General features: G+C 72.2%; 15 protein-coding genes. 10 read left to right on the top strand and 5 right to left on the bottom strand.

What is annotated here, in order from left to right; translation table 11 throughout:
• Nucleotides 1-78: 78 nt before the first annotated feature.
• Both ACP7BP_RS13245 and ACP7BP_RS13240 read right to left on the bottom strand, forming a co-directional pair.
• Entirely contained in the window at nt 79-1,266 is a 1,188-nt protein-coding gene (locus ACP7BP_RS13245; RefSeq protein WP_426245128.1) for an NAD(P)-dependent malic enzyme, read from the bottom strand.
• A 73-nt stretch (nt 1,267-1,339) separates the two neighbouring features.
• Entirely contained in the window at nt 1,340-1,690 is a 351-nt protein-coding gene (locus ACP7BP_RS13240; protein WP_426245127.1) for a S24 family peptidase, read from the bottom strand.
• 48 nt (nt 1,691-1,738) lie between these two features.
• Here ACP7BP_RS13240 and sodN point away from each other — a divergent pair, with 48 nt between their 5' ends.
• Nucleotides 1,739-2,140 carry a superoxide dismutase, Ni gene (gene sodN / locus ACP7BP_RS13235; RefSeq protein ID WP_426245125.1) on the top strand — a complete coding sequence of 134 codons (402 nt, stop codon included), beginning with the start codon at nt 1,739-1,741 and terminating at the stop codon, nt 2,138-2,140.
• Nucleotides 2,141-2,251: 111 nt separating this feature from the next.
• On the opposite strand, the gene ACP7BP_RS13230 is transcribed toward sodN, so the two are convergent.
• Nucleotides 2,252-2,827, bottom strand: a complete 576-nt coding sequence (locus ACP7BP_RS13230; RefSeq protein WP_426245123.1) for a GNAT family N-acetyltransferase — start codon at nt 2,825-2,827, stop codon at nt 2,252-2,254.
• A gap of 112 nt (nt 2,828-2,939) precedes the next feature.
• Between ACP7BP_RS13230 and ACP7BP_RS13225 the strand changes: the two genes are divergently transcribed.
• The 8 genes from ACP7BP_RS13225 (at nt 2,940) to ACP7BP_RS13190 (ending at nt 9,868) form a co-directional block, all read left to right on the top strand.
• Nucleotides 2,940-3,578: a M15 family metallopeptidase gene (locus tag ACP7BP_RS13225; RefSeq protein WP_426245122.1), complete on the top strand. Its 639-nt coding sequence runs from the start codon at nt 2,940-2,942 to the stop codon at nt 3,576-3,578.
• On the top strand, nt 3,575-4,723 hold the full coding sequence (gene alr / locus ACP7BP_RS13220) for an alanine racemase (RefSeq protein ID WP_426245120.1): 1,149 nt from the start codon (nt 3,575-3,577) through the stop codon (nt 4,721-4,723). Before ACP7BP_RS13225 ends, alr begins: the two co-directional genes overlap by 4 nt.
• On the top strand, nt 4,723-5,664 hold the full coding sequence (locus tag ACP7BP_RS13215) for a D-alanine--D-alanine ligase family protein (protein WP_426245119.1): 942 nt from the start codon (nt 4,723-4,725) through the stop codon (nt 5,662-5,664). Before alr ends, ACP7BP_RS13215 begins: the two co-directional genes overlap by 1 nt.
• Entirely contained in the window at nt 5,661-6,659 is a 999-nt protein-coding gene (locus ACP7BP_RS13210; RefSeq protein WP_426245117.1) for an acyltransferase family protein, read from the top strand. The genes ACP7BP_RS13215 and ACP7BP_RS13210 overlap by 4 nt, the downstream gene beginning before the upstream one ends.
• On the top strand, nt 6,620-7,891 hold the full coding sequence (locus tag ACP7BP_RS13205) for a sensor histidine kinase (protein WP_426245115.1): 1,272 nt from the start codon (nt 6,620-6,622) through the stop codon (nt 7,889-7,891). Before ACP7BP_RS13210 ends, ACP7BP_RS13205 begins: the two co-directional genes overlap by 40 nt.
• On the top strand, nt 7,888-8,559 hold the full coding sequence (locus ACP7BP_RS13200; RefSeq protein WP_426245114.1) for a response regulator: 672 nt from the start codon (nt 7,888-7,890) through the stop codon (nt 8,557-8,559). The genes ACP7BP_RS13205 and ACP7BP_RS13200 overlap by 4 nt, the downstream gene beginning before the upstream one ends.
• A gap of 81 nt (nt 8,560-8,640) precedes the next feature.
• Nucleotides 8,641-9,048, top strand: coding sequence for an anti-sigma factor (locus ACP7BP_RS13195; RefSeq protein WP_426245113.1), 408 nt, complete (start codon nt 8,641-8,643; stop codon nt 9,046-9,048).
• Nucleotide 9,049: 1 nt separating this feature from the next.
• A complete protein-coding gene (locus ACP7BP_RS13190; protein WP_426245111.1) occupies nt 9,050-9,868 on the top strand; it encodes an RNA polymerase sigma factor SigF in 819 nt (272 codons plus the stop codon).
• Between the two features lie 10 nt (nt 9,869-9,878).
• Here ACP7BP_RS13190 and ACP7BP_RS13185 read toward each other — a convergent pair whose 3' ends face one another.
• Nucleotides 9,879-10,277, bottom strand: coding sequence for a hypothetical protein (locus ACP7BP_RS13185; RefSeq protein WP_426245110.1), 399 nt, complete (start codon nt 10,275-10,277; stop codon nt 9,879-9,881).
• Between the two features lie 148 nt (nt 10,278-10,425).
• On the opposite strand from ACP7BP_RS13185, the gene ACP7BP_RS13180 reads away from it, so the two are divergent.
• Nucleotides 10,426-10,677 carry a WhiB family transcriptional regulator gene (locus ACP7BP_RS13180; protein WP_110182611.1) on the top strand — a complete coding sequence of 84 codons (252 nt, stop codon included), beginning with the start codon at nt 10,426-10,428 and terminating at the stop codon, nt 10,675-10,677.
• A gap of 21 nt (nt 10,678-10,698) precedes the next feature.
• Here the strand turns inward: ACP7BP_RS13180 and ACP7BP_RS13175 are convergent, their stop codons facing one another.
• Nucleotides 10,699-12,174, bottom strand: coding sequence for a sensor histidine kinase (locus tag ACP7BP_RS13175; RefSeq protein ID WP_426245108.1), 1,476 nt, complete (start codon nt 12,172-12,174; stop codon nt 10,699-10,701).
• Nucleotides 12,175-12,194: the final 20 nt, after the last annotated feature.

Below are 12,194 nucleotides of genomic sequence, written 5' to 3'. Positions count from 1 at the left end.
AGGAGTGCGCGGCGTGGGGAGGCAGCTCGAGCAAGCCCGCGACCGAGCTCGCGAGGTCGCGACGGCGCGTCGAAACCGCTAGCTGCGCGCGACCCCGTCGGCGCGCGCCGCCGCCGAGACTGCGGAGGCCACGGCCGGCCCGACGCGCGGGTCGAACGGCGACGGGATGACCAGGTCCTCGGCCAGGTCGTCACCGACGAGGTCGGCCAGCGCGGTGGCCGCCGCGAGCTTCATGCCCTCGGTGATGGCGGTGGCGTGCACGTCGAAGGCGCCGCGGAAGATGCCGGGGAAGGCGAGCACGTTGTTGATCTGGTTGGGGAAGTCGGAGCGACCGGTGGCGACGACACGGGCGTAGCGGTGCGCGACGTCCGGGTGCACCTCCGGGTGCGGGTTGGCCAGGCCGAACACGATGGCATCGTCGGCCATCGACGCCACGACCTCCTCGGGCACCGTTCCGCCGGAGACCCCGATGTAGACGTCGGCTCCATGCATCACGTCGGCGAGCGAGCCGTGGCGGTCGAGGCCGTCGGCGGTGAGGCGAGCAAGGCCCGACTTCACCTGGGTCAGGTCGGTACGACGAGAGTTGAGCACGCCCTGCCGGTCGGTGACCGCGATGTCGCGCACCCCGGCCTCGATCAGGATCCGGGCCACCGCGACGCCGGCGGCGCCCGCGCCCGAGATGACGATGCGCGTCGTCGCGGGGTCGCGACCGGTCAGGCGCAGCGAGTTGGTGAGCGCGGCGAGCACGACGACCGCCGTACCGTGCTGGTCGTCGTGGAAGACCGGGATGTCGAGCATCGCCTTGAGGCGGTTCTCGATCTCGAAGCAGCGGGGCGCCGAGATGTCCTCGAGGTTGATGCCGCCGAAGCTCGGGGCGAGCCGGGCCACCGTCTCGATGATCTCCTCGGTGTCGGTGGTGTCGAGGCAGATCGGGACCCCGTCGACACCGCCGAACTGCTTGAAGAGCACCGCCTTGCCCTCCATCACCGGCATCGCTGCCGCAGGGCCGATGTCGCCGAGCCCGAGGACGGCCGTGCCGTCGGTGACGATGGCCACGGTGTTGGGCACCCACGTGTAGTGCTGGGCCATGGACGGGTCGGCGGCGATCGCCTCGCACACGCGTGCCACCCCAGGCGTGTAGGCGAGCGAGAGCTCGTCAGGTCCGGTCAGCGCGACCGTCGAGACCGTCTCCATCTTGCCGCCTACGTGCAGGTCGAAGACGGGGTCTCCGGCGTGCGGATGTGCTGGCGATGCGTCTGCGGGCATGCCGGTCAGTCTGGCACGCAGCCCGGCCGCCCCCACGGCGTGTCCAGGCGACGTAGGGGCCCTGTGGGCAGCGTCACGCGTGGTCGCGCAGCCGCCTGGGCCGCGGCCACGCCCTGAGGAGTACGACGCCCGCGACGGCCCTCGCCGACACCGGGCCGCGATGCCGGCTGTCGATCCCGACCAGCGGGTTGTCGCTGAGCAGCCACCAGCCGTCGGAGCCGTCGCGCAGCAGCCGGCGCTCGGCGACGCGCTTGACGGAGAGCACGCCGTCGGGGAAGCGGGCGAGCACCAGGTCGCCGGGCCGCACCGGGACGCCGTACCGCACCAGGAGGCGGTCGCCCGGCAGCAGCGTCGGACGCATGGAGTCACCGGTGACCCGGGCGAGTCCCACGCGTGGACGACCCGGGTGCCTGGTGCCCTTCACGCCGAGTAGTGTCGCAGGAGTATCAGGCCATCGATCGAGAGGAACCCGATGTTCTCGCGCTTCATCGCCCCCACCGTCGACGTTTCGGCCCACTGCGACCTGCCGTGCGGGGTCTACGACCCGGCGCAGGCACGCATCGAGGCCGAGTCGATCAAGGGCATCATCGCCAAGGTCGCCGACAACGACGACCCCGACTTCCGCACCCGCGCGATCCTCATCAAGGAGCAGCGCTCGGAGCTGGTCAAGCACCACCTGTGGGTGCTGTGGACCGACTACTTCAAGCCCCCGCACTTCGAGAAGTACCCGCAGCTCCACACGCTCGTCAACGAGGCGACCAAGCTCGCGGGTGCCAGCGGCACCAAGGGCGAGCTCGACGCCGGCAAGGCCGACGAGCTGCTCGCGAAGATCGACGAGATCGCCGAGATCTTCTGGGAGACCAAGAAGGCCTGACCGCTGCGGCGGGCCGCCGGACCGCTGCTTCACGCATCCGACGCCGCCTCGGTCCGCACCCGGACCGAGAGCGGCGTCGAGCACGTGCGGGGTGCGTTCCTCAGGCCTGCCTCATTCCCGACGGGCGACACCTCGGAGCGACGGCCGCCACTCCCGCCTGATCAGCCCGTACACCCACGAGTCCGAGACCTCGCCGCTCACGACGCAGTCCTCGCGCAACGTCCCCTCACGCACGAATCCGAGCTTCTCCAGCACACGGGCGGATGCGGCGTTGCGCGTATCGGTCTCGGCCTGGACTCGGTTCAGGTCCAGCGTGTCGAATGCCCACTGCAGCACGGCGCGCGCGGCCTCGGTGGCGTAGCCCTGGCCCCAGGCCGCCTCCTCGAGGCAGTAGCCCATCGCCGCGCTGCGGTAGTCCGGGTTCCACCGGGTCAGGCTGCACCAGCCGATGAATACCCCGTCGGAGACACGGTCAACGGCCAGCCGCGCCCCCGTCCCTGCTTCGGCCATCTCCCGGCAAGCCGTGATGAACCGCCCGGCACGCCCACGCTCGCTCCAGGGCGGGGCGTCCCAGTAGCGCAGCACGTGGTCGTTGCTGTGCAGCGCGAAGAGGGCGTTCGCGTCGTCGTCGTCGAAGGGACGCAGTCGCAGGCGAGAGGTGTGGAGGGTGGGGGTCGACAAGGACATGCGTGCCATGGTGCCTGGTCACGCACCCACGGCCCACGGTTCTGTCCTCCAGGACAGCACTCTCATACCTGAGGTGGAGGCCGAGCACCCCCTCCCCAGCCAGCCTGGGAGCATGACGATCCTCCTCTCGGACCCACGCGTGTCCGCGGTCCCCGTCCACGACACCGGCGAGCCCCTGGTCGCCCTCGACGCCTCCTTCGGCAAGGCGCGGGCACTGGTGCGCGCGGGCCTGGCCGATCGGCTCGCAGGCGCCCAGGACCTGTTGCCGCCGGGTGTGCGGCTCCACGTGGTCGAGGGGCACCGCTCGGTCGAGGCGCAGCGAGCGATCATCGCCCGCTACTCCGCGCAGGTGTGTGCGGCCCGACCCGGGATCTCAGCCGACGAGCTCCACCGGCTGACCAGTCGGTACGTCGCCCCGGTCGAGGTCGCGCCGCACGTCGCCGGGGCGGCGGTCGACCTGACCCTGGTCGACGTGTGCGGCGACGAGCTCGACCTCGGCACGGCGATCGACGCGACACCCGAGGAGTCCGACGGCGCCTGCTACTTCGCGGCCGACGGCATCGGAGCCGATGCGGCCGCGCACCGCCGACTGCTGGCCGCGGTGCTCACGCCTTTCGGCCTCGTGAACTACCCCACCGAGTGGTGGCACTGGTCGTACGGCGACCGGTACTGGGCGCTGAGGACCGGCGCGCCCGCGGCGCTCTACGCACCCGTCGACGTCCGTGTCGGCGTGGCGAGCGACGCGGCATGACCGCGCTGGCCATCGCACCGCGCTCGGCCATCGCCGGTCCCCGCCTGGCCGTGGACCTGGCTGCCGTCGCGGCGAACACCCGCCTCTTCACCCGTCGTACGCCCGGGGAGGTGATAGCCGTCGTCAAGGCCGACGCCTTCGGCCACGGCGCCGCGGGTGTCGCCCGGACCGCCCTCGCGAACGGCGCCGTCCGGCTGGGCGTGACCAGCCTGGAGGAGGCGCTGGCCCTGCGCACGGCCGGGCTGGATGCTCCCGTGCTGAGCTGGCTCAACGTCGTGGACGCCGACTGGGCGACCGCGGTGGCCGGCGACGTCGAGGTGGCCGTGCCCTCGCGTGACCACCTTGAGGCGATCGTCCACGCGACGACGAGGGCCCGGATCCATCTGCACCTCGACACCGGGATGGCTCGCGACGGAGCCGCGCCCACCGAGTGGGCGGCCCTGTGCCGGGCCGCCCGGCTGGCCGAGCGCCGCGGACTTCTGCAGGTGGTCGGGGTGATGGGCCACCTCGGCTGTGCCGACGACCCGGCCGACGCCTGCAACGCGACCGGGCGGACCCGGTTCGCGTGGGGGCTCCAGGTCGCGCTCGACGCCGGCCTCCGCCCGCAGCAGCGCCACCTCGCGGCGACCGCCGCCACCCTCACCGACCCGCGCACCCACCACACGATGAGCCGCATCGGGGCCGGACTGGTCGGCATCGACCCCACGCGGACGACCGACCTGCACCCTGCGCTCACGCTGACGGCTCCACTGGTCGGCGTCCGCTCGGTGCGGGCCGGCACCGGCGTCGGCTACGGCCACACGTGGGTCGCCCCGGCGGCCACCCGCCTCGGGCTGCTGCCCGTGGGGTACGCCGACGGGCTCCCGCGGGCGTCCTCCGGCCGGGCCGAGGTCCTGGTCAGGGGCCGCCGCCGCCCCCTGGTCGGCCGGATCTCGATGGACATGGCCGTCGTGGACCTCGGCGACGAGTCGGTGACCGGCGGCGAGACCGTCACGATCTTCGGGCCGGGTCACGACGGGGAGCCCACGGTCCGCGAGTGGGCCGAGTGGTCCGAGACCATCGAGCACGAGATCGTCACCGGCCTGGGCGCTCGCCTGCACCGCACCACCCTCGCAGCCACGACTCCCGCCCTCCGGAGCCTGTGATGGACCTGCGCATCGCCGTCATCGGCGGCGGCCAGAACTGCGAGCACGACGTGTCACTGGCCTCCGCGGCCGCGGTGGCCGATGCCCTGGCGTCCTACGACCACGACGTCGTCCGGCTCACCATCGGCCCCGACGGGACCTGGTACCGCGAGGGCGGCCACCCGCTCGGTCTGGCCGGAGCCGTCCACGTGCTGCGCAGCTGCACGGTCGCCGTCCCGGTGCTGCACGGGCCCCGCGGTGAGGACGGCACCGTGGCCGCGCTGTGCGAGCTCGCCAAGGTGCCCTACGTGGGATCCGGCGTCGGCGCCGGCGCGCTGGCCATGGACAAGTGGGCGACGAAGCTCGTGGCGGGTGCGCTCGGCATCGCCACGGCTTCCGGCCGCCTCCTCACCGCCTCCACTGCTGAGTCGTACGTCTGGACGCACCCGGTGGTGGTGAAGCCGGTGGCCGCGGGCTCCAGCCGCGGCGTCAGCCTGGTCCGCACGGCTGCTGAGCTCGCGCCGGCCCTCGCCGCCGCGCTGGCGCTCGACGACCGGGTGCTCGTGGAGGACCTGGTGGTCGGCCGTGAGATCGACCTGGCGGTGCTCGGCCGCCCGGACGGCAGCCGGGTCGTGGCTCCCGCCCTCGAGATCGTCGTCGACGGCGTCTTCGACTTCGACAGCAAGTACGACGGCACGGCCGACTTCCGCATCCCGGCCGAGCTCGCCGACAGCGACCGCGCGCAGCTGGAGCGGGCCGCCGTCGGGGTGTACGACGCCCTCGGCTGCGCGGGCGTGGCCAGGGTCGACTTCTTCCTCACCGACGACGGGCCGGTGCTCAACGAGGTCAACACGATGCCCGGCTTCACCGAGCAGTCGCAGGTGCCCAAGATGTTCGCCGCGGCAGGGACGTCGTACGTCGAGCTGCTCGACCTGCTGGTCCGCGACGCACTGGCCGCATGAGCGGGACGAGGATCGCCGGGCTCGATGTGCTGCGTGGGGTCGCCATCGGTCTGGTGATGCTGCGGCACGCCTTCCCGGTCCCGTTCGCCGGGGCGGGCGTCGTCGGGGTGGTGATGTTCTTCGCGCTGAGCGGTTACCTGATCACCGGGGTGCTGACCCGGGAGCTCGACCGCACCGGGCGCGTCGACCTGCGCCGGTTCTACGCGCGCCGCGCGCGGCGGCTCGTGCCGGCGCTGGTGGCGCTGGTCGCCGGCGTCGTGCTGGTCACCGTGACCCTCGACCCCCTCGGCGACCGCGCCGAGCTGGGCAAGACCGTGCTGGTGGCGCTCACCTGGACGGGCAACCTGCCCTTCGGCCACGCCAGCGACGCGACGTTCCACCTCTGGACGCTGGCGACCGAGGAGCAGTTCTACCTGTTCTGGCCGGCCGTCCTCGCCATCGCCTTCGCCCGCCGGCGGGTCGGCACGGCGGTGCTGGTGGTCGCGGGTCTCTGCCTGGCCGCGTGCCTGGCGACGGTGCTCTGGCTGCGCGAGGATCCCGACCTGGCCTACGCGCTGCCGACGTCCTGGGCGCTCTGCTTCGTGGTCGGCGCCGCCACCAGGCTGCTCCAGCACCGGTTGTCCGTCCCGTCGTACGCCGTACCTCTCGCACTTGCCGGACTAGCCTTCCTGAGCGTGGTTCCATTGCGTGGTCACGCCCTCACCTACTTAGCAGGAGGCCCCGCCATCGCCGCGCTCACCGCGGTGCTGCTGCTGTCGTGGCGCACCTGGACCGACGTCTCGGCCCCGGCAGTGCGCGCCGTGTGCTGGGTGGGGACGGTGTCCTACGGCGCCTATCTCTGGAACTACCCGCTGACCCTGTGGCTGCACCCGTCGCTCGGCGATGCTGCCGGACCGGTCGCCGCACTAGTCACCCTGGTCGCCGCGGCGGTGAGCTGGCACCTCGTGGAGAGGCCGTGGCAGGCCCGCCCGGCACGAGAGCCGACGCCGGCATGAGGCGCGGCTGGACCCCCGACCTCGCCGTCGGCGGGGCGGTCCTCATGATCGGCCTGCTGGAGATCAGCTGGGGCACCTTCTACACGGCGTCCGGCAGCCTGCTGATGTTCGTGCTCCTGGGCACGGCTGCCGCGGTGACACTCAGCCGGCAGGCGCCGGGCGTCGCCCTGGCCCTGGTCTGGATCGTGTGCAGCGTTCAGGTCCTGAGCGTCACCCCGACGCTCCTGACCCAGCTCGCCATCGCGTGCGTCGCCTTCGGCACCGCGCGCTGGGGCAGCACCCTCACCGTCTGGCTGAGCGGGCTGTCGATCCCGGCGGCCGCGCTGGTGGGCGTGTTCTTCTTCGTCCTCGACCACCTCACCTGGGTCGAGGTGCCGAACTACCGCAACCTGCTCGAGGCGGCGTACGGCTTCGGCGACACCTGGCAGGTGGGGGCCGTGATGCTGGGCGCCCTCGTCCTGGCGGCACCCTGGCTGCTCGGCCTGGCGTTGCGGTTCGGCGCCCGGGCGCGGGACTCCCGGGTCTCCCAGCTCGCCGCGGAGGAGGATGCGGCTCGTGCCCAGGTCGAGACCGCGCAGGCGCAGGAGATCGCGCGACTGCGCGAGGAGCAGGCCAGGCTGGCGCGCGACGTGCACGACGTGGTCGGGCACTCGCTGGCGGTCATCCTCGCCCAGGCCGAGTCCGCGCAGTACCTCCCCGGCGAGGATCCGGAGGCCCTCAAGATGACGATGCGCACCATCGCCACCTCCGCGCGCAGCTCGCTCCAGGACGTGCGCCAGGTGCTCACCACGACCCGGCAGCCGGCCTCACGGCCCGGCGGGCTCGACAGCCTCGTCGACGGCGTCCGCTCCAGCGGCCACGAGGTGGTCTCGACCGAGGTCGGGACGCCGCAGCCGCTGCCGCCCGAGCTCGAGACGGTGGCATTCCGGGTGCTGCAAGAGATGCTCACCAACGCGATGAAGCACGGACGCCGCGACACCCCCGTGCGCGTGGAGCGACACTGGGAGGGCGACCTGCGGCTCGAGGTGCGCAACGGCGTGGACACCTCCGCCGACCAGACCATGCCGATCGCCACCCGCGACCCGGCCGGGTCGCCCGGGCAGGGACTCGAGGGGATGCGGCGCCGGCTCGAGTCGGTGGGCGGTCGTCTCGACGTACGCCGCCGCGGCGAGGACTCGGGCCAGACCTTCACCGCGACGGCGTGGCTGCCCCTGCGTACGGTCGCTCCGTGACCGCGGACATCCGCGTGCTGCTCGTGGACGACCAGGAGCTGTTCCGCGCCGGGGTGGCCGTCATCATCGACGCGCAGGAGGGCATGGCCGTGGTCGGCCAGGCCGGCGACGGGCTCGAGGCGCTGCGACTCGTCGACGAGCTGGAGCCCGACGTGGTGCTGATGGACATCCGCATGCCCGAGATGGACGGCGTCGAGGCCACCCGGCAGCTCTTCCACCCCGACCGGGTCGCCCGCCGGTCGGTGCCCTCGCGCGTCGTGGTGCTGACGACGTTCAACCTCGACGACCGCGCCGCGACGGCGATCCGCCACGGTGCCAGCGGCTTCCTCCTCAAGGACACCACCCCGGTCATGCTGCGCGACGCGATCCGCACCGTGCACGCCGGAAACGCGGTGCTCGCGCCGCGCGACCTGTCGGCCCTGCTCGACCACCAGTTCCGGGCGGCGACGCCCCCTCCCGCGGCGTACGTCTCCCTCACCGACAAGGAGAAGGAGGTGTTCGGCGCGGTGGCCCAGGGCCTGTCCAACACCGAGATCGCGGGGCGGATCTTCGCGAGCGAGTCGACGGTGAAGTCGCACGTCGGCGCCATCCTGCGCAAGCTGGCGCTGCGGGACCGGGTGCAGATCGTCGTGTTCGCGCACGAGCACGGCCTGACGCGCACCGGGTGAGCGTGGCCGGGCCTCCGGCACGCGGAGGTCGACCACGGATAGTGTTTCCATCGCAAGCTCAACGCGAGGACGGTGCGAAGCATGAGTGACGACTCCAGCAGTGGCGCGAGGCCCGACGTCGAGCTCCGGCTGCCTGCCGACGGCGCCTACGCATCCGTCCTGCGCACCACCACCGCGGGTCTCGCCGCCCGTCTCGAGTTCACGATGGACGACATCGAGGACCTGCGCATCGCCATCGGGGAGGCGAGCGCCATGGTGCTCCCGGACGCGGACCCGGCCTCCGACCTGACGTGCCTGTACTACCTCGAGCCGCGGCGGATGACGATCGAGGTGGCCGTCGACGCCGCCGAGCCGCCCGAGCCCGACCTCGACAGCTTCGCGTGGCAGGTGCTGAGCACCCTCGCCGCTCAGGCCGAGGTCCTCACGGATGGGGGTCGCCTGCGGGTGCGGCTCACCATGGAGTCGAGTCTCGCCGGGGCTGGCCTGTGACATGAGCCAGGAAACTTCGGGGGACGGGCTCGAGGATCCGGACGACGCGATGCCCACGCGCATCGAGCTGACCCGGCTTCGCAGCGCGGAGTTCTTCATCATTCTCAGGGACGCCGAGGCGTCGGACGCCGCCCGCAGCACGGCACGCGACGACCTGGTCCATCTCCACCTGCCGCTGGTGGAGCACTGTGCCCGGCGGTTCCGCAACCGCGGCGAGCCCTTCGAGGACCTCGTGCAGGTCGGCACGATCGGGCTCATCAAGGCCGTCGACCGGTTCGAGACCGATCGCGGGGTCGAGTTCTCGACGTACGCGACGCCCACGATCATCGGCGAGATCAAGCGCTACTTCCGCGACAAGGGCTGGGCGATCCGGGTGCCCCGGCGGCTGCAGGAGCTGCGCATGCAGATCGGAGCCACCACCGGGGAGCTGACCCAGAAGCTGGGGCGCTCCCCGCTCCCCCGCGAGCTGGCGGAGGCGCTCGGGTGCACGGTGGAGCAGATCATCGAGGGCCTGGAGTCGGCCAACGCCTACTCCACGCTGTCGCTCGACGCCGGCGACGACTCCGACGAGGGCCCCACGAGCATGCTGGCCACGCTCGGCATCGACGACGAGGGGCTCGAGCACGTCGAGATCCGCGAGTCCATCAAGCCGCTCCTCGAGGGGCTCGACCCGCGGGAGAAGAAGATCCTGCTGCTGCGCTTCTTCAAGAACATGACGCAGTCGCAGATCGCCGCCGAGATCGGGGTCTCGCAGATGCACGTCTCGCGGCTGCTGACCAAGACCCTCGACCAGCTCCGCACCTCGCTCGAAGCCGACTGATCGGCTCTCGCTAGCCCCGGTCGAAGAGCGCGCGGGTGCTGGCCGGGTGCAGGATGCCGGCGAGCACGATGAGCGCCACCACCACCAGCGCCACGGCCACCGGCGTCGTGTCGCCGCCGCGGAAGTTCCAGGCGAGCCCGAGCTGGATCAGCTGACCGAGGACGATCGGGCTGCGCGACCACGGCCGCAGCCGGACGGCGCCCCAGGCGCAGATGACCAGCCCGACGCCGTACGCCGCGAAGAAGGCCGCGGTGGTGACGCCCATGGTCACCCGAGCCGACGAGAGCGCGAAGGCCTCCAGGATGCCCAGCACCACCAGCAGCCCGCCCTCAGCCGCCACGAGCGAGGCCGCCACGGTCAGCGGCACCGGCCGGGCGGGGGCTGGCTCGGTCGAGGCGGTGGGGGTCACGCCGAGAAGGGTAGTTGTGACGGACGTGACGACGGATGGGGGTTGTGTGAAGCCCGATCTCTTGGGAGTCTGGAGGGCGCGCTCGTGAAAGCGTTCACATCGGCGCGCCCCCAGAAAACTTCTTTGTGGAAAGTGGGAAAACCCAGCCATGGATTGGCGCCACCGCTCTGCCTGCCTCGACGAGGACCCGGAGCTGTTCTTCCCGATCGGCAACACCGGTCCGGCCATCCTCCAGATAGAGGAGGCCAAGCAGGTGTGCCGACGGTGCGAGGTGCGCGAACCGTGCCTCGCCTGGGCGCTGGAGGCCGGTCAGGACCACGGCGTCTGGGGCGGCCTCAGCGAGGACGAGCGCCGGGCGCTCAAGCGCCGCAACGCTCGCGCCCGGGTCCGCACCGCCTGAGGGACAGTCCAGCCGGAGAGGTCAGTCGATCGGCACATCGACGCTGACCCTGGTGCCGCGCGCGTGCGGCACCGCTCCGAGCTCGAGCTGACCACCGAGCTCGGACTCCACCAGGGTGCGCACGATCGAGAGTCCGAGATGGGTCGAGGTGTCGAGGTCGAAGCCCTCGGGCAGCCCGGCGCCGTCGTCGTCGATCGTGACGTGCAGCCGACCGACCAGGCGCCGTACGGTCACGACGATCTCGCCCGTCTCCGTGCCGTCGTCGCGATAGCCGTGCTCGACGGCGTTCTGGACGGCCTCGGTGAGCACCATCGCGAGCGCCGTGGCGGTCTCGGAGGCGAGCTCGCCGAAGCTGCCCGTCCGCCGGGTGCGCACCCGCTCCCCCGACGAGCCGACGTCGGTCACCATCTGGCCGAGGCGGTCGGCGATCTCGTCGAAGGCGACACGCTCGGAGAGCGCCTGGCTGAGCGTCTCGTGCACGATCGCGATGGAGCCGACCCGGCGGACGGCCTCGTCGAGCGCCGCCTTCGCCGCCGGCTCGTCGATGCGCCGCGCCTGGAGGCGCAGGAGCGCGGCCACGGTCTGCAGGTTGTTCTTCACCCGGTGGTGGATCTCGCGGATCGTCGCGTCCTTGGTGACCAGCTCGCGGTCGCGCCGCCTCAGGTCGGTCACGTCGCGAAGCAGCACCAGCGCGCCGATGTGGTCGCCGTGGGGTCGCAGCGGGATCGAGCGGACGATCAGCGACACCTCCTCGGTGCCGATCTCGGTGTCGCGGGGCGCCCGCCCGCCGAGCACGGCGCTCAGCGCCTCCTCGTCGGGCCGCCGACGCGGTGGCACCAGCTCGCGGGTCAGATCCGCCAGGGCGACGCCGTCGAGGTCGCCGCTGAGCCCGAGCCGCCGGTAGACCGACAGCGCGTTCGGGCTGGCGTAGGTGACCCGGCCGGTGGCATCCACGCGCAGGAAGCCGTCGCCCACTCGCGGTGAGTCCGCGTGGTCGCTGCGCTGCGCGGCACCCGGCGGGAAGAAGCCGTGCGCGATCATCTGGGTGAGGTCGGCGGCCGTCTGCAGGTAGGACAGCTCCAGCCGGCTCGGGGTCCGCACACCGAGGAGGTTGGTGTTGCGCGCGATCACCGCGATGACGCGCTCGTCGCGGCGCACCGGGATCGTCTCGACCCGCACCGGCACGTCGTCGCGCCACTCGGGATCGCCCTCGCGCACCAGTCGGCCGTGCTCCCAGGCCTGGTCGAGCAGGACCTTCCGGCCGCGCGGGACGAACGTGCCGACGACGTCGTCCACCAGCGCCGTGGGGCCGGTCGTCGGCCGCATCTGGCCGCCCGCCCAGAAGCCGGTGTCCTGGCGGTCGGGCAGCCACAGCACGAGGTCGGCGAACGACAGGTCGGCGATGATCTGCCAGTCGGCCATGATGAGCTGCAGCCAGGCGATGTCGGCATCGTCGAGGTCGGTGTGCAGACGCACCAGCTCGTTGAGGGAGGCCACCGGACCAACCTAGTGGGGGT

The organism is Nocardioides sp. LHG3406-4 (genome assembly GCF_049897745.1).
Classification (GTDB): domain Bacteria; phylum Actinomycetota; class Actinomycetes; order Propionibacteriales; family Nocardioidaceae; genus Nocardioides.
Note: the sequence above shows the minus strand (reverse complement) of the source record. Positions and strands in the feature narration are given on the sequence as shown.

Excerpts from the sequence above, each read along its gene's own strand:
- ACP7BP_RS13195 (WP_426245113.1), top strand. The coding sequence starts at position 8,641 with ATGAGTGACGACTCCAGCAGTGGCGCGAGGCCCGACGTCGAGCTCCGG.
- ACP7BP_RS13245 (WP_426245128.1), bottom strand. The coding sequence starts at position 1,266 with ATGCCCGCAGACGCATCGCCAGCACATCCGCACGCCGGAGACCCCGTC.
- alr (WP_426245120.1), top strand. The coding sequence starts at position 3,575 with ATGACCGCGCTGGCCATCGCACCGCGCTCGGCCATCGCCGGTCCCCGC.
- ACP7BP_RS13190 (WP_426245111.1), top strand. The coding sequence starts at position 9,050 with ATGAGCCAGGAAACTTCGGGGGACGGGCTCGAGGATCCGGACGACGCG.
- ACP7BP_RS13215 (WP_426245119.1), top strand. The coding sequence starts at position 4,723 with ATGGACCTGCGCATCGCCGTCATCGGCGGCGGCCAGAACTGCGAGCAC.
- ACP7BP_RS13230 (WP_426245123.1), bottom strand. The coding sequence starts at position 2,827 with ATGTCCTTGTCGACCCCCACCCTCCACACCTCTCGCCTGCGACTGCGT.
- sodN (WP_426245125.1), top strand. The coding sequence starts at position 1,739 with ATGTTCTCGCGCTTCATCGCCCCCACCGTCGACGTTTCGGCCCACTGC.
- ACP7BP_RS13225 (WP_426245122.1), top strand. The coding sequence starts at position 2,940 with ATGACGATCCTCCTCTCGGACCCACGCGTGTCCGCGGTCCCCGTCCAC.
- ACP7BP_RS13180 (WP_110182611.1), top strand. The coding sequence starts at position 10,426 with ATGGATTGGCGCCACCGCTCTGCCTGCCTCGACGAGGACCCGGAGCTG.
- ACP7BP_RS13210 (WP_426245117.1), top strand. The coding sequence starts at position 5,661 with ATGAGCGGGACGAGGATCGCCGGGCTCGATGTGCTGCGTGGGGTCGCC.